We start from the raw sequence: 19,524 nt of genomic DNA on the forward strand, positions 1-19,524 counted from the left end.
CCCTTAAAAGCCGCAATAAACTATTACGGCGATGATGTATGAAATTACTCTTTGACGGGAAAATAAACTCATTATTTTTTGACGTCCGGCAACAGTCAGCCGCCAGGCGTCAAAATACATCGAGTTTTAAAAGTTAAAATTATTGTGCTGCAGCTTTCTTAATAGCCGCGACGGCGGCTTTCAATACCCCTAAACCATCAACTTTGCCATAGAGAAGGGAGTCGATAACTTCAACCGGTTTATTCGGCAGCAGGCGCTGAATTTCCGGTAACATATACGCAATTTGTGGCCCTAATAATACTACGTCGGCTTCCGGCCCTTTTTCGCCCGCGAGGGTTTCGGGATAGGCTTCAATAATGACCGGGACTTCATATTTTTCCGCCTGCGCCCGCATTTTGGAGACCAGCAGTGACGTGGACATGCCTGCCGAGCAGAAGAGATAAATGTGTTTCTTTTCCATGAACGCTTCCTCAATGTGTGAGACCAGGGCCTTCAGTAACCGCTGAGAGCCGGTAAGACTGGTAACATCCGGTTAATTCTGTTTATGAGTTGAGTATACGGCAAGCTGAGCCGCCAGGATAATTCGCTGTTGAACAGAATTGTCTCTCATTGACCTCCGGTTTTGACTACCCTCACATTTTCATCCAAATAATTCGCGCAATTAAATAAGCATCATTACTCACAAAAAAGCCCGACCAGTGGTCGGGCTTACGTAGAAGTCAGTAAACAGTAGGAAGCTTACCTGGCGTTGCGCGGGTCGGTATCATACTCGGCGCAGGTCTGGTAGCCGGAGTTCATGACGTGACCCGTTTCGTCGAGGGCCACAAAGTAGGTTTCAACTTTACCATCTCGTTGACCGAGGATATAGGTCTGGCAGGTGCCGCGGGCATGGACCATGGTGACTTCCGTTGAAGGTTTGCCGGCGATCTGCATCACCTGCTGACGCGACATCCCTTTCTTCACATCTTTCACCACCGGCTGGGTAAACTGGTCTTTGGTACGATCGTAAGCGGTACAGCCCGCCAGTAAGGTTAACGCGACGGTGACGCCCAGTATTCCTGCTAAGCTTTTGTTCATTTTGGTTCCTCTTTTCTACTGTGTAACGATAAGCCTGGAATAAATAGTGTTATTTTTCAAGCCGAACAGCGAAATCATGTCAGGTTATGTTATTGCGTAAACAGGATTGATCTGCCGACGTCGGACGGCGGCGCAATGCGCGGTACAGCATCTATAATGAAAACCTATGTCATTGATTGCCTTCTTTTCCGGCAGTCAAAACCACGGTCCTTGTCGTTTCAGCGGCAAAGAGGTAGCTTTAAGCCAACAGCTTGCCAAACAGATTCACTTTCGGAGGGCGCGATGACGCTACAACAAGAGATTATTCAGGCGCTGGGCGCAAAGCCGCAGATTGATGTCGCAGGCGAGATCCGCCGCAGCGTCGATTTCCTGAAGTCATACCTGCAGACCTACCCGTTTATTAAATCGCTGGTGCTGGGTATCAGCGGCGGTCAGGACTCCACCCTGACGGGAAAACTGTGCCAGATAGCGATAAACGAACTGCGTGCCGAAACCGGCGACAGTAGCCTGCAGTTTATCGCCGTCCGTTTACCCTATGGCGTGCAGGCTGATGAGCAGGACTGCCAGGACGCCATCGCATTTATCCAGCCTGACCGGGTGTTGACAGTCAATATTAAAGCTGCGGTGCTGGCCAGCGAACAGGCGCTGCGCGAAGCAGGCATCGAACTGAGCGACTTCGTTCGCGGAAATGAAAAAGCCCGTGAGCGAATGAAGGCCCAGTACAGCATCGCCGGAATGACCAAAGGAGTTGTGGTCGGTACCGACCATGCGGCGGAAGCGATTACCGGCTTTTTCACCAAATATGGCGACGGCGGCACCGACATCAACCCAATTTTCCGCCTGAACAAACGTCAGGGCAAACAGCTGCTGGCCCATCTCGGCTGCCCGGAACATCTGTATAAGAAGCTGCCCACCGCCGACCTGGAAGACGATCGCCCCTCCCTGCCGGATGAAGTGGCCCTGGGTGTCACCTACGAGAACATCGACGATTATCTGGAAGGCAAAACGCTGGACCCGAGCATCGCCAAAACGATCGAGGGCTGGTATCTGAAAACCGAACACAAGCGTCGGCCGCCGATCACCGTCTTTGACGATTTCTGGAAAAAATAGTCTCTCCCCCCGCCCCGGCCTGCGCCGGGGTTATTTTTTGTCCTTTTCGCCGCAAAAATGGCCTGCTATACTGGATGGATAGACAGTACCAGGAGTTATTGTGGCCAGAAAGCAATCAGCCCCGCGTCTCGAGTTTGAGGCGGCGGCGATCTATGAATATCCCGAACATCTTCGCCCGTGGCTGGAGGCGCTGCCGAAGCTGCCGGGCGTCTATCAGTTTCACGGCGACAGCGACACGATGCCGCTCTATATCGGTAAGAGCGTCAACCTCCGCAGCCGGGTGTTATCCCACCTGCGCACCCCTGAAGAGGCCGCGATGCTGCGTCAGTCGCGGCGTATCACCTGGCAGCGCACCGCTGGCGAGCTGGGAGCGCTGCTGCTGGAGGCGCGGTTGATTAAAGAGCAGCAGCCGCTGTTTAACAAGCGGCTACGGCGTAACAAGCAGCTCTGCGCCTGGCTACTTGCGGACGACCGGCCGCAGATTGTCTATGCCCGTGAGGTTGATTTCTCGCACCAGCAGCATCTCTATGGCCTGTTCGCCAACCGGCGGGCGGCGCTGCAGATGCTGCAGAGCCTCGCTGACGAACAGCGCCTCTGTTATGGCCTGCTTGGTCTGGAACCGCTCAGCCGCGGCCGCGCCTGCTTTCGCTCCGCGCTGGGCCGCTGCGCCGGGGCCTGCTGTGGAAAGGAGAGCGTGGAGGCGCACAAAGAGCGCCTGCTGGCGCAGATGAGCAGACTGCAGCTGGTGTGCTGGCCGTGGGCGGGGCCCGTGGCGCTGGAGGAGCGCGGCCCGGACATGACGCAGTATCACGTCATTCATAACTGGCTGTGGCTGGGCGCCGTTGAATCGCTCGACCAGGCGGCGGAGTTGACCCGTCTGCCCGCCGGATTTGACCAGGATGGTTACAAGATCCTCTGTAAGCCTTTGCTCAGCGGAGACTATCCGCTGCATCCGCTTGGCTGAGAAGCCACCAATAAAAAACCGCCGGCCCTGCCCAACGCCTGATGGCATTATTGGGCAAGACCGGCGGTCTTGATTCAGTGCGCTACATTATTCAGCAGGTGCAGGCATTTTACCTGCCGGCGCGTTGCGTTCTGTCAGATGCTTCTCAAAATTAGCATTGAACTGTTTTTTCTGCTCTGGGGTCAGAATGTTGTAGATCTTGTTCTGCGTTTCCAGGCGGGACAGCGCCATCGCTTTATGCTGCGCTTCCATCTTATCGATCTGCGCTTCCGCCTTCGCCTTATCGAAGGTGTCGCTGGCGATCAGATCGTGCATCGCGCGGCGTTCTTCAAGGGACGGACGTTTCATATTTTCGCGCTGGCTCTTCATGATGTCGCGGATCTGCTGCTTCTGCGCATCGGTCAGGTTCAGGCCTTTAAACATCATGTCATGCTGACCCGGGCCGCCTTTATGATGCATCATCATCGGCTTGCTGTCGCTCGGCGCGGTGGTGGTATCGGCGGCGTGTGCCAGGTTAGCCGCGCCCAGAGCCAGAGTAGAGGCAACAAACAGTGCAGTGAGTTTCTTCATCATTCAATCCTTACTTTACGTTATTCTTACGGCGCGTTGCCGTGTTGACGAGATTAACTTTACGACGTTAATCGTCAATTAGTCAGAGCAAGAGTAAAACAATGAAAGTGTAAAAAACAGTTTCTCGCCAATTATGGAGAAAATAAGGAATTTAGCCGAAGAATTGCAATAAAAAATAAATAAATTACTGTTTTGCAGAGAAATTATGGAGAGTATAAAGGAGGGGAGATTAAAAACAAAGCATTTTACCAGGAATAATCTGCAAATTTATACTGGGGCACGAAAAAATAAGATGGCGAAAAAAGACGCGCGAAATAAAGCAGGCCGCCCGGCGGACGGCTTGCCCTCAGGATAATTTCTCCAGCATCAGGCCGGCGCGCAGTCCTTTCGCCACCGTCGGGTTAGGAAACAGAACATACTCCGTCTCAGGCCCCACCACATACCGCCTCTCGCCCTCCTCCGCCAGCAGCGTGCCGGGTTCGAAGGGGGTGAAGTTCAGCGTCTGATCCGCCATATGCAAGCGGAAATCATCACTATGGCGGGTTAGCTGCTGTACCACCCGGTAGCGCAGCGGCGCTGGGGCGTCGGCAATGGCCAGATCCCCCACCAGCAGCCGGGAGAGCGCCCGCTGGACGGCGGCAAACTGCGTCAGATCGTTTTCCCCCAACGGCAGAGCTTTGCCCAGCTCAAGGGTGCAGGCCAGCGCCGCGAACCGTTCGCAGCTGAAGTGGGTGAAGGTCCCGCCGGGCTGGCGATGAAACACCAGTGCCTCCAGCCCGGCGCCGCCCAGCCAGTGAAGAAAATCCTCCTCCCACGGCGTATCGCGGGCCGGGAGCACGCCGAAGCGCGGATGTAGCGACCCGCGGATCGCGGTATGCAGATCGAGGTGCCAGCGCGGGCCATCGTGGTCGCGATAAAAGCGGGCCACCGCCTGCTCCAGCCGCTGCGCCCGCTGCGTCTCCTCACTGAGCGGAAACTGCCGCCAGCGCTCGCCAAACATGCGGTTCATATCGCTGTGCAGATAGCGCTTATTCGCCCGCAGCGCTGGTGGGTTGCCGACGATCACCAGCAGCCGCCAGCGCAGCGGGAGCGCCTCCCGGACCAGTCGCTGCACCAGCTGGTCGACTATCTCCACCGGCGCCGTTTCGTTGCCATGAATGGCGCAGGAAAGTACCAGCCCGCGCTCGCAGCGCGCATGCGGCGTCAGCTCAAGGATCCCTTCCCCGAGCCAGTGCCAGCGGGAATGAGCCGTCTCGCCGTGAAAGTGATGGGGCAATCGCCCCGCCAGGGTTAATGCCAGAAAATGTTCCACCGCGCCCCCTTATTGCTGAAATGGATAAACCGAACCGAGCTGCAGGATCTGGGTCAACCGATCCAGCGCGTCGCGCCCTTCCCGCAGCAGCTGCGGGTCGGCGAGGTCGGTCTGGGTGAGACGATCGCGATAGTAGCGATCCACCCAGTCATTGAGGGTGGCAAACAGCGTATCGTTCATCAGGACGTGCGGATTGACCGCCTGATACTCCTCGGCCGTCAACACCACCCGCAGGCGCAGGCACGCCGGACCGCCGCCGTTGGCCATGCTCTCGCGCAGATCGAACACCCGCAGGTCGGCGATAGGGTTATCCCCGGCCAGCAGCTCATTGAGGTATTCCCAGACGCCGGCATGCTCCTGCGCTTCCTGAGGCAGGATAAGCGCCATGCTGCCATCCGCCCGGCTCAACAGCTGGCTGTTGAACAGATAGGTGGCAACCGCCTCTGCCACCAAGACCCGGCTGGCGGGAACCACCAGCGGCGTAAAACCCGGCACCCGCTGCGCCAGCTGCTGGAGAAGCGCGGTCTGGTCGGCAAAGGCCTGCTCATGGCAGAACAGGACCTGACGGTTGCTCACCGCGATGACGTCGTTATGAAAAACCCCCGTGTCGATCGCCGCCGGATGCTGGCGGGCGAAGATCAGCTGGCGGGGATTGACCTGATTGAGGCGCGCTACCGCCTGGCTGGCCTCAAGGGTTTGCCGCGCCGGATAGCGACGCGGCGCCTCCTCGCTCCCCCGGCGGCGGCCATAGACAAAGAGCTGGACGCCGGGAGCGCCATACTCGCCGCCGAGACGATTATGGTTCGCCGCCCCTTCGTCGCCAAACCAGGCCGAGGCGGGCAGCGCCGGGTGGATAGCAAATCGCGTGCGGTCGGGGAAAATCGCCTGCAGCAGCGCCTCTGTAGTCGGTGCTTCGCTGGCGCGGTGGAATTTATCCTGCAGATTCGCCACCGTCAGATGCACCAGGCCATCCAGCGAATCGGCGGAGGGACACACCGTCGCCGCGTTCGCCACCCACATCGCCGAGGCCGAACTCACCGCCGACAGCAGATCCGGCTCCTGCTGCGCCACCCGGGCCACCACCTGCTCATCGCTGCCGCTAAAGCCCAGCTGGCGCAGAAGCGGCACGTTGGGACGCTCCTGCGGCGGGATCACCGCCTGCGGGTAGCCAGCGTCGGCGAGGGCTTTCATTTTTTTCAGCCCCTGCTTTGCCGCCAGCTGCGGGTTAGACACCCGATAGCGATGCCGGGTGGAAGCCTCATTGCCAAAGGAGAGTCCGGCGTAGTGATGGGTCAGCCCGGGCAGACCGTCAAAGTTGACTTCGCGGGCGGTCATGACGCCTCCCCCGCCAGAAAGTCGAGCCCCGGGCTCAGGCTGGCGGGCAGCGTCAGGGTCGGCGATTCAAGGCTGGCCATCGGCCAGGCGCAATAATCGGCGGCATACCAGGCCCCCGGACGATGGTTACCGGACGCCCCGGTGCCGCCGAACGGCGCGGTACTCGCCGCCCCGGTCAGCGGTTTGTTCCAGTTAACTATCCCTGCCCGCGCCTCAAGCAGCAGTCGATCGAACTTCTCCCGTTCCGGGGAGATTAACCCACAGGAGAGGCCGAAGCGGGTAGCGTTGGCTAAGGCAATCGCCTCCTCGAACGTGTCGTAGCGCCAGACCCCAAGCAGCGGGCCAAACACCTCTTCATCCTCGACATTGGCCACGTCGCTCATGTCGACAATCCCCGGCGTTAGCAGCGACGTCCCGGCCTGCAATAACCGCGGCTCCAGCAGGGTGACCGCGCCAGCGGCGACCCGCTGCAGCCAGGCCTGATGCACTTTCTGCGCGGCTTGTTCAGAGATAAGCCCGCCGAGAAACGGCTGCGGCTCGGCGTCCCACGCCGCCGGGATCAGCCGCTGGCTCACCGTCACCAGCCGGGAGAGGAAGGCATCGCCCGCCTCGCCGCGCCGGACCAGCAGACGGCGGGCGCAGGTGCAGCGCTGGCCGGCGGTAATAAAGGCGGACTGGATGGTCAGATGCACCGCGGCATCCACGTCCCTCGGATCGTCGACGATCAGCGGGTTATTGCCGCCCATCTCCAGCGCGAGGATCTTCTGCGGCTGCCCGGCCAGCTGGCGATGCAGATGAAAACCGGTGGTTGAGCTGCCGGTAAACAGCAGTCCGTCGATATCCGCCTGGCCGCTAAGCGCCTCGCCGGTTTCCCGACCGCCCTGCACCAGGTTGAGCACCCCGGCGGGCAGGCCGGCCTGCTGCCATAGTTTCACCACCGCTTCGCCGCTGCGCGGGGTGAGTTCGCTGGGTTTAAAAACCACGGTATTGCCCGCCAGCAGCGCCGGCACGATGTGCCCGTTCGGCAGATGGCCGGGAAAGTTATAGGGGCCAAACACCGCCAGTACGCCGTGCGGCCGGTGACGCAGCGTGGCGGCGCCGTCGGGCAGGTCGCTGTGCTGTTCGCCGGTGCGGACGTGGTAGGCCTTCACCGAGATCGCCACCTTGTTGATCATCGCCGTCACTTCCCCGGCCGCCTCCCAGCGCGGCTTTCCGGTCTCGGCGCCGATAACCGCCGTCAGCTCCGCCTTACTGGCTTCCAGCAGAGCGGCAAACTTTTCAACGATCGCCTGACGGGCGGCAAACGGCAGCCGCGCCCAGGACGGGAACGCCTGGCGGGCAGCCGCCACCGCCTCGGCAACCTGCCCGGCATCCGCCGCCTCGCCCTGCCAGACAACCTTCAGGTTAACCGGATCCTGTTTACTGAAACCTGGCCCACGGCCGGGCCGCCACTCGCCGTTAATCCACAGACTCATGCAGTTTTCTCCTCAGGGATCAGGCGCACCATGCGCACCTGGTCGCCGGCATGACACTTCAGCATATCCAGTTCGCGGGCGCTGAGGGTCAGGGTGTCGCCATCCGGATCGGCATGCACCAGCAGAGCGCGGAACTGGTGATACTGTTCATTCGCCACCAGGCACAGCGGCCAGTCACCGGGCGGGGTTTCACCTGCCTCGGTAGTCACCAGACGGCTTTTGCGGATCGCCCGCACCCGGTCGATGTCGCACTCCAGAGTCGGGCCGCCGTCGAAAATATCGATGTAGTTCAGGTAGCGGAACCCCTCTTTCTCCAGCACCGTCCGGGCCGGGGCGGTCTGCGGATGAACCTTGCCGATCACCGCCTGTGCCTCAGGGGAAAGGAAATCGATATACAGCGGATGCTTGGGCATCAGGGCGGCAATGAAAGCCTTCTGTCCGGTGCCGCACAGGTAGTCGGCACGGGAAAACTCCATGGCGAAAAAGCGTTTGCCCAGGCTCTCCCAGAACGGCGAGTAGCCCTGCTCGTCAATCACCCCGCGCATCTCGGCGACCACCTTCTCATTGAAGCGCTCGCGAAAGGCGGCCATAAATAAGAAGCGTGATTTCGACAGCAGATAGCCATTGCCCTCTTTGCGCCACTGCGGGTCGAGGAACAGGGTGCACAGCTCGCTGCTGCCGGTATGATCGTTGCTGAGAAACAGCGTCGGCAGCGCCTGATAGACGTTGAGCTCCTTCGAGGCATGGACCTGGGTGCCGACCCGGTAGTTATACCAGGGATCGTTGAGCCCCACCGCCACCTCGATCGCGCAGATGCCCACCACCGCGCCGCTTTCGCTCTCCTCCAGCACAAAGACATAGCCCTGCTCGCTTTTCGGTAGCTCGCCGCGCCAGGTCTGCTGCGAGCGGGCGATCCGTGCCGCGAGGGTCGCTTCATCCACCGGCAGCGAGGTCAGCCCGCCGCCGGTCTCCGCTGCCAGCTTCAGCAGCCCGGGCAAATCGCCCGGCTCCACCGGTCGAATAACCATCATGATGAGACTCCTGCCACGAAACGCGCGCAGGCCCGCTCGACGCGATCCAGCCCGCTGTTCACCTCTTCTTCACTGACGTTCAGCGCCGGCGCGAAACGCACCACGTTGGCGCCGGCGATCAGAATCATCACCCCCTCTTCCGCCGCCAGGTTACTGAGGGTTTTCGCCTTCCCGGCCCAGGCGTCGTTTAGCACGCAGCCGAGCAGCAGTCCCAGGCCGCGGATCTCCTTGAACAGGCCATAGCGGGCGTTAATTGCCTGCAGGCGTTCACAAAACCACTGATGGCGCTGTCTGACGCCGGAGAGCACTTCCGGGGTGTTGACGATCGACAGCAGTTCGCCGGCCACCGCCCCGGCCAGCGGGTTACCGCCGTAGGTGGTGCCGTGGGTGCCGACGGTCATCACGCTGGCGCAGGCCTCTGTCGCCAGCAGCGCGCCAATAGGGAAACCACCGCCCAGCGCTTTGGCGGTGGTCAGCACATCGGGCGTCACGCCGTAGTGCATATAGGCATACAGCTCGCCGGTGCGCCCGACCCCGGTCTGCACTTCATCGAAAATCAGCAGGGCGTTGTGCTGGTCGCAAAGCTGACGCAGGCCGCGTAAAAACTCGACGCTGGCCGGCACCACGCCCCCTTCGCCCTGCACCGGCTCGACGATCACCGCGCAGGTCTGGTCATTGATTAAGGCCTTTGCCGACTCGAGATCGTTAAATACGGCATGCTGGATCTGCGGCGGCAGCGGGGCGAAATCCCGGGAATAGGCCGGCTGACCGCCCGCCGAGACGGTGAACAGCGTCCGCCCGTGGAAAGCGTTCTGAAAGGCGACGATGCCACTTTTCTCGCTGCCAAAGCGATCGTGGGCATATTTACGCGCCAGCTTGAGCGCTGCCTCATTGGCCTCGGCGCCGGAGTTACAGAAGAAGACCCGGTCGGCGAAGGTAGCATCGATAAGCATTTTGGCCAGACGCAGGATCGGCTCATTGGTGTAGCCGTTGCCGGTATGCCAGAACTTGCCGGCCTGGTCGGTCAGGGCTTGCACCAGACGCGGATGGGCATGCCCCAGCGCGTTCACGGCGATGCCGCCGGCAAAATCGATATACTCTTTGCCCTGCTGATCCCACAGCCGTGACCCGGCGCCCCGCACCGGAATAAACGCCGCTGGCGCGTAGACCGGCATCATCCATTCATCAAAGTGGTTACGCGTAATTGACTGAGACATATCGACCTCTTCCGGTAAATTAAAAGTAGCAATAATGTTAATAAATATGAGTTATTACGCTGTAAATGTAGATTGCACGGTTCGTGCCAGCCAGCGATAAAAATGCATAAATCGGATGAGATAACGCAGAATCAATGAGTTACAGCTGAACGCCATTCACATAAAATGCATATTTAGTGAATAAGTATCCGACAAAGGGGGATAAACAGTGATTAAAGAAGATAAATTATGCAACGGTAAGATATAATTCTGTAATTGTGATCCTCTGCGAAATTTATCGTATCTATTTGCCCTTTTTTGGCGCGGCATGCCCGCAAAAGGGGCACCCACGGCACGCTCATGCGCAGCGATTGGCAGAATGACGCATCCGGTGGCAGCCAGCCTGGCGAATTTCTGCTACCATCCCTGCACTATTCACCTTGCACAGTGGCAGCGACTATGAAATTCGTCTCTTTTAATATCAACGGCCTGCGTGCCCGCCCACACCAACTGGCCGCCATCGTCGAAAAACACCAGCCGGACGTGATTGGCCTGCAGGAAACCAAAGTTCACGACGACATGTTCCCTCTCGAAGAGGTTGCCAGGCTCGGCTATAACGTCTTTTATCACGGGCAGAAAGGCCATTATGGCGTCGCGCTGCTGACCAAAGAGACGCCGATTGCCGTCCGCCGCGGTTTCCCGGACGATGGCGAAGAGGCTCAGCGCCGCATCATTATGGCGGAGATCCCGTCGCCCTTCGGCAACGTCACAGTGATTAACGGCTATTTCCCTCAGGGTGAAAGCCGCGATCATGAAACCAAATTCCCGGCCAAAGCGGCGTTCTATCAGAATCTGCAGAACTATCTGGAGACCGAGCTCAACAAAGAGAATCCGGTGCTGATCATGGGCGATATGAACATCAGTCCTACCGATCTGGACATCGGTATCGGTGAAGAGAACCGCAAACGCTGGCTGCGCACCGGCAAATGTTCCTTCCTGCCGGAAGAACGGGAATGGATGGACCGCCTGCTGGGCTGGGGCCTGGTGGATACCTGGCGTCAGGCTAACCCCGACAATCATGAGCATTTCTCGTGGTTTGATTACCGCTCCAAAGGCTTCGACGATAACCGTGGGCTGCGCATCGATCTGCTGCTGGCCAGCCAGCCTCTGGCGCAGCGCTGCGTGGAAACCGGGATCGATTACGAGATCCGCGGGATGGAAAAACCGTCCGACCACGCGCCGGTGTGGGCCACCTTCCGGCCATAATTCACGCCCTTCTCTCGCCTCCCGCTGTGCGGGGGGCAGAATTTCCTGAGCAAAATCAACAAAGCGACGGTAAACCATTGTGACGGTCGTCGGAACAGGATACTGTCGCGCGCACTTTTTGATGTCCACTGCGTCCAGACTGTACAGGAGCACCTCTCATGCAAAAGAAGCCGTCATCCGGCCATTGGTAAAGGGCTGGGACTTCTCGCGCTGGTGGCCACGCTGGCCGTTATCAGCCACCGCGTCGGTCTCCACGATCTGCTGACTCATCTGCATCTGCTTCAGGACACCCTCCGCCATCAGGGCGCCTGGGGATATCTGGTCTATGCTGCGCTGTTTATCATTGCCACCCTGTGTCTGATCCCCGGCAGCCTGCTGGTGATCGCCGGCGGGATGCTCTTCGGCCCGCTAACAGGCTCCCTGCTCTCGTTTGCCGCCGCCACCCTCGCCTCTTCGCTGTCGTTTTTAATCGCCCGCTGGCTTGGGCGCGATCTGCTGCAGCGCTATGTGGGCCATACCACCGTCTTTCAGGCGATTGAGCGCGGTATCGCCCGCAGTGGCTGCGATTTCCTGATCCTCACCCGCCTGGTGCCGCTCTTTCCCTACAATATTCAGAATTACGCCTACGGCCTGACGGCGATCCGCTTCTGGCCCTTTACCCTGATCTCGGCCGTGACCACCCTGCCGGGTCTGGTCATCTATTCGGTGATGGCCAGCGAACTGGCCCGCGAGGGGGTGACCCTCGCCTTCGCGCTAAAACTGAGCCTCGCCGGCGGGCTGCTGTTTGCCCTGGTGCAGATAGGCAAACGGTTTGCCCGCGCCCGTCGCGTGGCGGCGTGCAGTGAGGAGGTGCGCCATGACCCAACCTGATCGCCGTCACCTGCGCCGCGCCCGGCTGGCCCTTGCCGTCGTGGTCGCCGCCGCTCTGGCCGCCTGGCTGTGGTTCCCTGGCGGGCGTACCTTTCTGCAGCAGAGTCTGACGGCGTTAGCCTCCCTGGATCCGCAGCAGGTCAGAGGGTTTATCGCCGCCTGGGGGCCGCAGGCCGCGCTGGTCTCATTTGCGCTGATGATCCTCCAGGCGATCGTCGCTCCGCTGCCGGCTTTCCTGATTACCCTGGCGAACGCCGCCCTGTTCGGCGCCTTCTGGGGCGGGGCGCTGTCGTGGTTCAGCGCTATGGTCGGGGCCGGGCTCTGCTTCTGCATCGCCAGAGCGCTGGGGCGCGAAGTGGTGGAGAAACTCACCGGCCGCGCGGTGCTGCGCAGTGCCGACGGCTATTTCACCCGCTTTGGCCCGCAGACGATCCTGGTCTGCCGCCTGCTGCCGTTTGTCCCGTTTGACCCGGTCAGCTATGCCGCCGGACTAACCTCGCTGCGCTTCTGGCCCTTTATGCTGGCCACCGGCGTGGGCCAGCTCCCGGCGACTATCGTTTATTCCTGGGCCGGGAGTCTGCTCACCGGGGGCACCTTCTGGCTGGCCACCGGGCTTTCGCTGCTTTTTGCCCTGGCGGTGGTCATCTCTATCGCCAAAAATATTTACCGTGAACGTCATAAGAGATCGTCGCCATGAGCTTACCCCCGCTGGATTCTGTCCCCCTGATCCTTCGTCCGCAGGTGTGGCTGCACCGCCGGCATTACGGCCAGGTGCTGAGCCCCATTCGCTGGTGGGGTCGGATCCCGTGGCTGTTTTACCTGGTTTCGCTGTTCGTGGGCTATATTGAACGCCGCCGCTCGCCGCTGGATCCTGTGCTGCGCTCGCTGGTCAGCGCCCGCATCGCCCAGCTGTGCCACTGCGAATTCTGTATCGATATCACCAGCATGATCCTCGCGGCGCGGAGCGGTAGCCAGGACAAGCTGCTGGCGGTCGCCGACTGGCGCAGCAGTACGCTGTTCAGCGAAAAAGAGCGCCTGGCGCTGGCCTATGCCGAAGCCGCCACCCAGACGCCGCCGGCGTTGGATGATGCCCTGCGTAGCGCGATGGCCGCGCATTTTGACGCCCGGGCGCTCACCGAGCTGACCGCCCTGATCGGCCTGCAAAATTTATCAGCGCGGTTCAATGCCGCGATGGCGATCCCGGCTCAGGGGTTGTGCCAGATACCCACCTCTTCCTCGCAGAATAAGGAGTAACGATGCGCCGTTTGCGTGATTACAGCCTCTGTCTGTGCCTGCTGCTGCTCTGGCCGCTGGCGGTTAATGCCGACGACAGCTGGCGGCAGATTCAGACGGAAGCCCACGGACAGACCGTCTGGTTTAACGCCTGGGGCGGCGACCCGGCCGTCAATCGCTATCTGGCGTGGGTCAGCGAAGAGGTCAAACGCTATTACGCAATCGACCTGCGTATTGTGCCTGTCGCCGACGCCGCCGACGCAGTGAAACGCATCCAGACCGAGGCGCAGGCCGGTCGTCGCCAGGGCGGGTCAGTGGATCTGCTGTGGATCAACGGCGAAAACTTTCGCACGCTTAAACAGGCCAACCTGCTGCTCACCGGCTGGGCCGAATCGCTGCCCAACTGGCGCTATGTCGATCTGCAAAAGCCGGTACGGGAAGATTTTTCAGTCGCCACCGAGGGCGCGGAGTCGCCGTGGGGCAGCGCCCAGCTGACGTTTATCGCCCGCCGCGGGCAAACGCCGCAGCCGCCCACCAGCCCGCAGGCGCTGCTGGCCTTCGCCAGAGCCCATCCGGGCAGCGTAACCTACCCGCGGCCGCCGGACTTCACCGGTACCGCCCTGCTGGAGCAACTGCTGATCGCGCTCACCGACCAGCCAGCCGCCCTGCGCCAGCCGCCGCAGCCAACGACCTTCGCGGCGGTCACCGCCCCGCTGTGGCGCTATCTCGATGCGCTGCACCCGGCCCTGTGGCGGGCGGGCAAGGATTTCCCGGCGTCGCCGGCGCGGATGGACGCCATGCTCAACCAGGGCACCCTCCGCCTGTCGCTGACGTTTAACCCCCTGCACGCCCGGCAGAAAGCCGCCAGCGGCGAATTACCGACGGACAGCTACAGCTTCGGCTTTACCGCGGGGACCCTCGGCAACGTCCATTTCGTTACCATCCCGGCTAACGCCCGCGCTGTCGCTGGCGCCAAAGTAGTGGCCAATTTCCTGCTCTCCCCTGAGGCGCAATTGCGCAAGGCCGATGCCGCCGTCTGGGGCGATCCGAGCGTACTGGATCCGCAGCGTCTGCCTGACGGCCAGCGCCAGGCGCTGGCGGCAGCCCTGCCGCAGGATCTGCCGCCGGTGCTTGCCGAGCCTCACGCGGCATGGGTTGACGCGCTGGAGCAGGAATGGCTGCGCCGCTACGGTACCCACTGATCCTGCTGGCCTGGGGGGCGATGGCGGCGATCTATCTGCCGCTGCTCCCCGCCGCCGGGGAACTGGTGGGCGCTGCGCGCTCCCCGGCCAACTGGCGGGCGCTGTTCGCCGACCCGCAGCTGAGCCAGGCGCTGGCCGCCACCCTCGTCTCCACGCTGTTATCCGTCGGCGGCGCGCTGCTGATCGCCCTGACCATCGTCGCCGCCCTCTGGCCTTCGGCCCGCTGGCGGCGGCTGGCTTCCCGTCTGCCGCTGCTGCTGGCGGTGCCCCATCTCGCCCTGGCGACGGCGGCGCTGCTGCTGTTCGCCGAAGGGGGTTGGCTCTGGCAGCGGCTGCCGTTTCTGACGCCGCCGGTTGACCGGTACGGCATCGGGCTTGGCCTGACGATGGCCCTGAAAGAGAGCGCCTTTGTGCTGTGGGTGATCTATGGCCTGCTGGGAGAGAAACGCCTCGCCGACCAGGCGACCGCCCTGAAGAGCCTCGGCTACGGCCGCTGGCAGTGCCTGCGTTGGCTGGTGCTGCCCGCCCTGCTGCCCGCCCTCGGCATGGTGCTGCTGGCCACCACCGCCTGGAGCCTGTCGGCGGTAGACGTCGCCCTGGTGCTGGGGCCCGGCAATCCGCCCACCCTCGCCGTGCTGGCGTGGCAATGGTTAAGCCAGGGCGATGAGCTGCAGCAGGCCAAAGGGGCGCTGGCCAGCCTGCTGCTGATGGCGATCCTCGGCGGGCTGGCGCTGGTCGCCTGGGGCGGATGGCGGCTACAGCGCCAGTACCAGCCCGATCTGCGCGGTGTTCGTCACCCGCATCCTCATGCCCTGCCCGGCCGCCTGCTGGCGGCGCTGCTGCCGCTGAGCGGTCTGCTGGGCGCGCTATTGCTGGCGGGGCTGGCGCGCTCGGCGCCGCCGCAGATGGATGCTCTGGGCAACAGCCTTGGGCTGGCGCTGGCGGCCTGCGCCCTCGGCGCGGCTGTCTGCCTGCTGTGGCTGGCCTGCGGCCCGGCGCGAGGCGATGGCTGGGTCTGGCTACCGCTGGTCCTGCCGGCCCTGCCGCTGGCCGACGGCCAGTACCGGTTGGCGCTGTATGCCTGGCTTGACGGTGACTGGTGGACCGTCCTGTGGGGCCATCTGCTGTGGGTGGTGCCCTGGATGCTGTTTATTTTGCGCCCGGCCTGGCGCCAGCGCGATCCGCGGCTGACGGTTGTCGCCCGCACGCTCGGCTGGGGATCCACGCGTATTTTCTGGTTGCTGACCCTGCCTTCGCTAACTCGCCCACTGCTGACCGCCCTGGCGGTGGGCTTCTCAGTGAGCATCGCGCAGTATCTGCCAACGCTATGGCTGGGGGCTGGCCGAATTCCGACGCTCACCAGCCAGGCGGTGGCGCTCAGCAGCGGCGGCGAGGCGCAGACGCTCGCCGCTCAGGCGCTGTGGCAATTACTGCTGCCGGCGGTATGCTTTACCCTGACCGCTCTGCTGGCCTGGCTGGCAGGCCGCTATCGACGAGGACTTCGCTAGTGCTAACCGTAAACCATCTGACCCTGAGCGTGAGACGCCAGCCGCTGCTGCAGGAGGTCGCCTTTTCGGTAGCCCCGGGGGAGGTGCTGACGCTGATGGGCCCCTCCGGTAGCGGGAAATCAACGCTGTTTGCCTGGATGATTGGCGCCCTGTCCGGCGATTTTCGCGCCCGAGGCGAGCTGTGGCTCAACGAACGGCGTTGCGATACGCTGCCGACAGAGCATCGGCGCATCGGCATTCTGTTTCAGGACCCGTTACTGTTCGACCATTTCAGCGTCGGGCAAAATTTACAGCTGGCGCTGCCGGAGAACGTGCGCGGCGAGGCGCGAAAAACCGCGGTGGAGGAAGCGCTTAGCCGCGCCGGGCTGGCGGGCTTCGCCCCGCGCGATCCGGCCACGCTCTCCGGCGGGCAGCGGGCGCGGGTGAGCCTGCTGCGCGCCCTGCTGGCGCGCCCCGAGGCATTGCTGCTTGATGAGCCCTTCAGCCGCCTGGATGCCAGCCTGCGCGCCGGGTTCCGCCGCTGGGTCTTTGAAGAACTGGCCCGCCAGGCCATTCCGGCGATCCTGGTGACCCACGATCGCGAGGACTGCCCGCCGACGGGGCGCTGCCTGGCGATGGAGCGCTGGCAATGAAGGACAATAGCGTGCAAACCTGCGTTACCGCAAAGAAATCGGCGCCTGGCGAGTGGAGAATACGCCCTCCACTTTTTACCGTCGGGCATTTCGATGAAACGTGTTTCTCAATTGACCGCACTCGCCCTGCTCATGGGGCTTGCTGCTTCCACTACCTGCGCCGCTGAAACCATGCCAGCGCTCACTCTCTCCCACCTGCAACAGCAGCACGGCGTGGCCATCGACACCCGGCTGAGCGCTTATTACAACGGCTGGCCGCAGCGCGCCAACGGCCCGGAAGGCCATGAGCCGCAGGCCCTCAATCTTTCCGCCCGCTGGCTCGGCGCCATGAGCGACGATCAGCTGCGCGCCTGGGCTAAGCAGCACCAGCTCCAGTCCGATACCCCCATCGCGCTGTACGGCAGCCCGGAGGATAACGTCAGCGTCGCGGCGCGGCTGAAACAAACGGGTTTCACCCGGCTCAGCACCCTGAGCGATGCGCTGAGCCAGACCGACCGTCTGCAAAAGCTGCCGCACTTTGAACAGCTGGTCTACCCCCAGTGGCTGCACGACCTACAGCAAGGGAAAGCGGTCGCCGCCGCCCCGGCAGGCGACTGGAAAGTGTTTGAAGCCGCCTGGGGAGCGCCGAAGCTCTATCTGCTGAGCCATATCCCTGGCGCGGGCTATATCGATACCAATGAGGTGGAGAGCGAACCGCTGTGGAATAAAGTGTCCGACGCGCAGCTGAAGGCGATGCTGGCGAAGCACGGCATCCGGCATGACACCACGGTGATCCTCTATGGTCGCGACGTCTACGCCGCAGCGCGGGTGGCGCAGATCATGCTGTACGCCGGGGTCAAAGACGTGCGCCTGCTTGACGGCGGCTGGCAGACCTGGTCCGACGCCGGGCTGCCGGTAGAGCGCGGTATGCCACCGGCGCAGCAGCCGGCGCCTGATTTCGGCGCGCCGATCCCCGGCCAGCCGCAGCTGATGCTGGATACCGAACAAGCCCGCGGGCTGCTGCATCGTCAGGACGCCTCGCTGGTCAGCGTCCGCTCGTGGCCGGAGTTTATCGGCACCACCAGCGGCTACAGCTATATCAATCCGAAGGGCGACATCGCTGGCGCCCGCTGGGGCCACGCCGGGAGCGACTCCACGCACATGGAGGATTTCCATAACCCGGACGGCACCATGCGCAGCGCCGACGATATCGCTGCCCTGTGGCGCCAGTGGAACATTCTGCCGAGCCAGCAAGTGGCATTCTATTGCGGGACCGGCTGGCGGGCCTCGGAAACCTTTATGTATGCCCGCGCCATGGGCTGGCCGCACGTCGCGGTGTACGACGGCGGCTGGTACGAATGGAGCAGCAACCCGCACAATCCGGTGGCCCGCGGAGAGCGCGGCCCGGAAAGCAGTCAGTAACTCGCCCCGCCTCAGCGCGTCGCCCTTTGTCGGCGACGCGCGATACCCCGTTTACGCTGTGGTCGTTACCCGCTTTAAGGTCTGGTAGCCACTGCAGATGCGCGTCGCCGTCGTCAGCCAGCACAGCGCGCCAAACAGCCACGCCAGCCAGGCGAAATGCGCCGGAAACAGGCAGCCGAGGACAAACAACAGGATGGTCTCCGTCCCCTCCGTCAGTCCCCCGAGATAGTACAGCGATTTATGGGCGTAGCCGGGATTGGCGATCTGGTGCCTGGCCGCCAGGGCGGCAAAAGCGAGAAAGCTGCTGCCGGTGCCGATAAAGGCAAACAGCAGCCAGCCGCCCGCCAGGGCATTGTTCAGCGGATCCGCCAGAATAAAGCCGAACGGCACCAGGGCGTAAAAGAGAAAATCCAGCGCAATATCGAGAAAGCCGCCCGCATCCGTGAGCCCGCGCCGCCGCGCCAGAGCGCCGTCCAGGCCATCCAGCAGGCGGTTAAGGAGAATGGCCGCCAGCGCCGCGCCATACCACCCCAGCGCCAGAAAGGGCAGAGCCAGCACGCCGATGGCAAAACCGACCAGCGTCAGCCCGTCCGGTGAGATGCCGGGGCGGTCAAGGGCGCCGGCGACAGCGTTTAGCAGGGGTTTAAGGCGCGGATGCAGGTGGCTATCAAGCACGAAGGTCTCCAGCAGGGTTGGCGGTTGTCAGTTACGGTCTATGGCGGTGATAATAGGCCATATTCGTCTTATTAACCTTGATGCTTATGCTAAAAATGATTGATGTTGTCGCCGCCATTATTGAACAGGATGGCCAGATTCTGCTGGCGCAGCGTCCGCCCCACGCCGACCAGCCGGGGATGTGGGAGTTCGCCGGCGGCAAAGTGGAGCCGGGTGAAAGCCAGCCGCAGGCGCTGGTCCGCGAACTGCAGGAGGAGATGGGCATCATCGCCCGCCCGGCTTGCTATATCGCTAGCCATCAGCGGGAGGTCTCCGGCCGCCGGATCCATCTTCACGCCTGGTGGGTGCCGCACTTTCAGGGCACGCCGCTGGCCCACTATCACACTCAGCTGCGCTGGTGCCTTCCCACAGAAGCGCTGGCCCTCGATCTCGCCCCGGCCGATATTCCTCTGCTGCACGCCTTTATCGCCCAGCGCCCCACCCTTTCCGTCCGCTGATCCGCCCGCCGCCTCGTCATCGCTTTTAGTTATGACGAGCGGGCAATTATAAATTTTGTTGTCGGCTCAATTTTTCCTTGCTTGCCTAAGGATTAGCGGTGTTATAGTCGGAAAATCGGTTTTTTCAAGGACCGAATCATAATAAATACATGCAACCACAACCATAAGGG

21 protein-coding genes are annotated in these 19,524 nt (G+C 62.0%); 11 read left to right on the plus strand and 10 right to left on the minus strand.

Annotated features, from left to right (window positions below; translation table 11 throughout):
* Positions 1 to 3: 3 nt before the first annotated feature.
* The 3 genes from KB892_RS14735 to osmE form a co-directional block, all read right to left on the minus strand.
* Entirely contained in the window at positions 4 to 120 is a 117-nt protein-coding gene (locus KB892_RS14735) for a hypothetical protein (protein ID WP_004217133.1), read from the minus strand.
* 19 nt (positions 121 to 139) lie between these two features.
* A complete protein-coding gene (gene chbB / locus KB892_RS14740; RefSeq protein ID WP_002901547.1) occupies positions 140 to 460 on the minus strand; it encodes a PTS N,N'-diacetylchitobiose transporter subunit IIB in 321 nt (106 codons plus the stop codon).
* Positions 461 to 738: 278 nt separating this feature from the next.
* Positions 739 to 1,077, minus strand: a complete 339-nt coding sequence (osmE, locus tag KB892_RS14745) for an osmotically-inducible lipoprotein OsmE (RefSeq protein ID WP_002901544.1) — start codon at positions 1,075 to 1,077, stop codon at positions 739 to 741.
* 282 nt (positions 1,078 to 1,359) lie between these two features.
* On the opposite strand from osmE, the gene nadE reads away from it, so the two are divergent.
* Positions 1,360 to 2,187 (plus strand): ammonia-dependent NAD(+) synthetase, encoded by an 828-nt coding sequence (gene nadE, locus KB892_RS14750; RefSeq protein ID WP_004151921.1) that lies wholly within the window; start codon positions 1,360 to 1,362, stop codon positions 2,185 to 2,187.
* A 100-nt stretch (positions 2,188 to 2,287) separates the two neighbouring features.
* Positions 2,288 to 3,151: an excinuclease Cho gene (gene cho, locus KB892_RS14755; protein WP_002901541.1), complete on the plus strand. Its 864-nt coding sequence runs from the start codon at positions 2,288 to 2,290 to the stop codon at positions 3,149 to 3,151.
* An 87-nt stretch (positions 3,152 to 3,238) separates the two neighbouring features.
* Here the strand turns inward: cho and spy are convergent, their stop codons facing one another.
* From spy to KB892_RS14785, 6 genes are all read right to left on the minus strand, one after another.
* Positions 3,239 to 3,724, minus strand: a complete 486-nt coding sequence (gene spy, locus KB892_RS14760) for an ATP-independent periplasmic protein-refolding chaperone Spy (RefSeq protein WP_004217130.1) — start codon at positions 3,722 to 3,724, stop codon at positions 3,239 to 3,241.
* 343 nt (positions 3,725 to 4,067) lie between these two features.
* Positions 4,068 to 5,033, minus strand: a complete 966-nt coding sequence (gene astE, locus KB892_RS14765) for a succinylglutamate desuccinylase (RefSeq protein WP_002901538.1) — start codon at positions 5,031 to 5,033, stop codon at positions 4,068 to 4,070.
* A 9-nt stretch (positions 5,034 to 5,042) separates the two neighbouring features.
* Positions 5,043 to 6,368, minus strand: coding sequence for an N-succinylarginine dihydrolase (astB, locus tag KB892_RS14770; RefSeq protein ID WP_002901534.1), 1,326 nt, complete (start codon positions 6,366 to 6,368; stop codon positions 5,043 to 5,045).
* Positions 6,365 to 7,843, minus strand: a complete 1,479-nt coding sequence (gene astD, locus KB892_RS14775) for a succinylglutamate-semialdehyde dehydrogenase (protein ID WP_004151922.1) — start codon at positions 7,841 to 7,843, stop codon at positions 6,365 to 6,367. The genes astB and astD overlap by 4 nt, the downstream gene beginning before the upstream one ends.
* Positions 7,840 to 8,874, minus strand: coding sequence for an arginine N-succinyltransferase (gene astA, locus KB892_RS14780; RefSeq protein ID WP_002901491.1), 1,035 nt, complete (start codon positions 8,872 to 8,874; stop codon positions 7,840 to 7,842). The genes astD and astA overlap by 4 nt, the downstream gene beginning before the upstream one ends.
* A complete protein-coding gene (locus KB892_RS14785) occupies positions 8,871 to 10,091 on the minus strand; it encodes a succinylornithine/acetylornithine transaminase (RefSeq protein ID WP_002901489.1) in 1,221 nt (406 codons plus the stop codon). Before KB892_RS14785 ends, astA begins: the two co-directional genes overlap by 4 nt.
* A 438-nt stretch (positions 10,092 to 10,529) precedes the next feature.
* Here KB892_RS14785 and xthA point away from each other — a divergent pair, with 438 nt between their 5' ends.
* The 8 genes from xthA to KB892_RS14825 all read left to right on the plus strand — a co-directional run bounded on the left by xthA (position 10,530) and on the right by KB892_RS14825 (position 18,182).
* Positions 10,530 to 11,336: an exodeoxyribonuclease III gene (xthA, locus tag KB892_RS14790; protein WP_002901486.1), complete on the plus strand. Its 807-nt coding sequence runs from the start codon at positions 10,530 to 10,532 to the stop codon at positions 11,334 to 11,336.
* Between the two features lie 213 nt (positions 11,337 to 11,549).
* Positions 11,550 to 12,206: a TVP38/TMEM64 family protein gene (locus tag KB892_RS14795; protein WP_004140389.1), complete on the plus strand. Its 657-nt coding sequence runs from the start codon at positions 11,550 to 11,552 to the stop codon at positions 12,204 to 12,206.
* Positions 12,193 to 12,903: a TVP38/TMEM64 family protein gene (locus tag KB892_RS14800; protein WP_004151923.1), complete on the plus strand. Its 711-nt coding sequence runs from the start codon at positions 12,193 to 12,195 to the stop codon at positions 12,901 to 12,903. Before KB892_RS14795 ends, KB892_RS14800 begins: the two co-directional genes overlap by 14 nt.
* Complete coding sequence (locus tag KB892_RS14805; protein ID WP_002901475.1) at positions 12,900 to 13,460, plus strand: carboxymuconolactone decarboxylase family protein; 561 nt, start codon at positions 12,900 to 12,902, stop codon at positions 13,458 to 13,460. Before KB892_RS14800 ends, KB892_RS14805 begins: the two co-directional genes overlap by 4 nt.
* A gap of 2 nt (positions 13,461 to 13,462) precedes the next feature.
* Entirely contained in the window at positions 13,463 to 14,641 is a 1,179-nt protein-coding gene (locus tag KB892_RS14810) for an ABC transporter substrate-binding protein (RefSeq protein ID WP_004151924.1), read from the plus strand.
* Positions 14,614 to 16,149, plus strand: a complete 1,536-nt coding sequence (locus KB892_RS14815) for an ABC transporter permease subunit (RefSeq protein WP_004151925.1) — start codon at positions 14,614 to 14,616, stop codon at positions 16,147 to 16,149. The genes KB892_RS14810 and KB892_RS14815 overlap by 28 nt, the downstream gene beginning before the upstream one ends.
* Positions 16,149 to 16,781 (plus strand): ATP-binding cassette domain-containing protein, encoded by a 633-nt coding sequence (locus KB892_RS14820; RefSeq protein ID WP_004151926.1) that lies wholly within the window; start codon positions 16,149 to 16,151, stop codon positions 16,779 to 16,781. The genes KB892_RS14815 and KB892_RS14820 overlap by 1 nt, the downstream gene beginning before the upstream one ends.
* Before the next feature lie 93 nt (positions 16,782 to 16,874).
* Positions 16,875 to 18,182 carry a sulfurtransferase gene (locus tag KB892_RS14825; RefSeq protein WP_004199787.1) on the plus strand — a complete coding sequence of 436 codons (1,308 nt, stop codon included), beginning with the start codon at positions 16,875 to 16,877 and terminating at the stop codon, positions 18,180 to 18,182.
* 51 nt (positions 18,183 to 18,233) lie between these two features.
* Here the strand turns inward: KB892_RS14825 and KB892_RS14830 are convergent, their stop codons facing one another.
* Positions 18,234 to 18,857 carry a CDP-alcohol phosphatidyltransferase family protein gene (locus KB892_RS14830; RefSeq protein WP_002901398.1) on the minus strand — a complete coding sequence of 208 codons (624 nt, stop codon included), beginning with the start codon at positions 18,855 to 18,857 and terminating at the stop codon, positions 18,234 to 18,236.
* Positions 18,858 to 18,943: 86 nt separating this feature from the next.
* Between KB892_RS14830 and KB892_RS14835 the strand changes: the two genes are divergently transcribed.
* A complete protein-coding gene (locus KB892_RS14835; protein ID WP_002901395.1) occupies positions 18,944 to 19,354 on the plus strand; it encodes a pyrimidine (deoxy)nucleoside triphosphate diphosphatase in 411 nt (136 codons plus the stop codon).
* The last annotated feature ends 170 nt before the right edge of the window (positions 19,355 to 19,524 follow it).

The sequence above is a fragment of the Klebsiella sp. P1927 genome (genome assembly GCF_018204675.1).
GTDB classification, from domain to species: domain Bacteria; phylum Pseudomonadota; class Gammaproteobacteria; order Enterobacterales; family Enterobacteriaceae; genus Klebsiella; species Klebsiella pneumoniae.

Bases quoted from the DNA above. Each gene is read 5' to 3' on its own strand.
- KB892_RS14815 (WP_004151925.1), top strand. From the start codon at position 14,614: ATGGCTGCGCCGCTACGGTACCCACTGATCCTGCTGGCCTGGGGGGCG.
- osmE (WP_002901544.1), bottom strand. From the start codon at position 1,077: ATGAACAAAAGCTTAGCAGGAATACTGGGCGTCACCGTCGCGTTAACC.
- KB892_RS14800 (WP_004151923.1), top strand. From the start codon at position 12,193: ATGACCCAACCTGATCGCCGTCACCTGCGCCGCGCCCGGCTGGCCCTT.
- KB892_RS14825 (WP_004199787.1), top strand. From the start codon at position 16,875: ATGAAACGTGTTTCTCAATTGACCGCACTCGCCCTGCTCATGGGGCTT.
- KB892_RS14835 (WP_002901395.1), top strand. From the start codon at position 18,944: ATGCTAAAAATGATTGATGTTGTCGCCGCCATTATTGAACAGGATGGC.
- astD (WP_004151922.1), bottom strand. From the start codon at position 7,843: ATGAGTCTGTGGATTAACGGCGAGTGGCGGCCCGGCCGTGGGCCAGGT.
- KB892_RS14735 (WP_004217133.1), bottom strand. From the start codon at position 120: ATGTATTTTGACGCCTGGCGGCTGACTGTTGCCGGACGTCAAAAAATA.
- KB892_RS14805 (WP_002901475.1), top strand. From the start codon at position 12,900: ATGAGCTTACCCCCGCTGGATTCTGTCCCCCTGATCCTTCGTCCGCAG.
- astA (WP_002901491.1), bottom strand. From the start codon at position 8,874: ATGATGGTTATTCGACCGGTGGAGCCGGGCGATTTGCCCGGGCTGCTG.
- spy (WP_004217130.1), bottom strand. From the start codon at position 3,724: ATGATGAAGAAACTCACTGCACTGTTTGTTGCCTCTACTCTGGCTCTG.
- xthA (WP_002901486.1), top strand. From the start codon at position 10,530: ATGAAATTCGTCTCTTTTAATATCAACGGCCTGCGTGCCCGCCCACAC.
- KB892_RS14810 (WP_004151924.1), top strand. From the start codon at position 13,463: ATGCGCCGTTTGCGTGATTACAGCCTCTGTCTGTGCCTGCTGCTGCTC.
- astB (WP_002901534.1), bottom strand. From the start codon at position 6,368: ATGACCGCCCGCGAAGTCAACTTTGACGGTCTGCCCGGGCTGACCCAT.
- KB892_RS14785 (WP_002901489.1), bottom strand. From the start codon at position 10,091: ATGTCTCAGTCAATTACGCGTAACCACTTTGATGAATGGATGATGCCG.
- nadE (WP_004151921.1), top strand. From the start codon at position 1,360: ATGACGCTACAACAAGAGATTATTCAGGCGCTGGGCGCAAAGCCGCAG.
- chbB (WP_002901547.1), bottom strand. From the start codon at position 460: ATGGAAAAGAAACACATTTATCTCTTCTGCTCGGCAGGCATGTCCACG.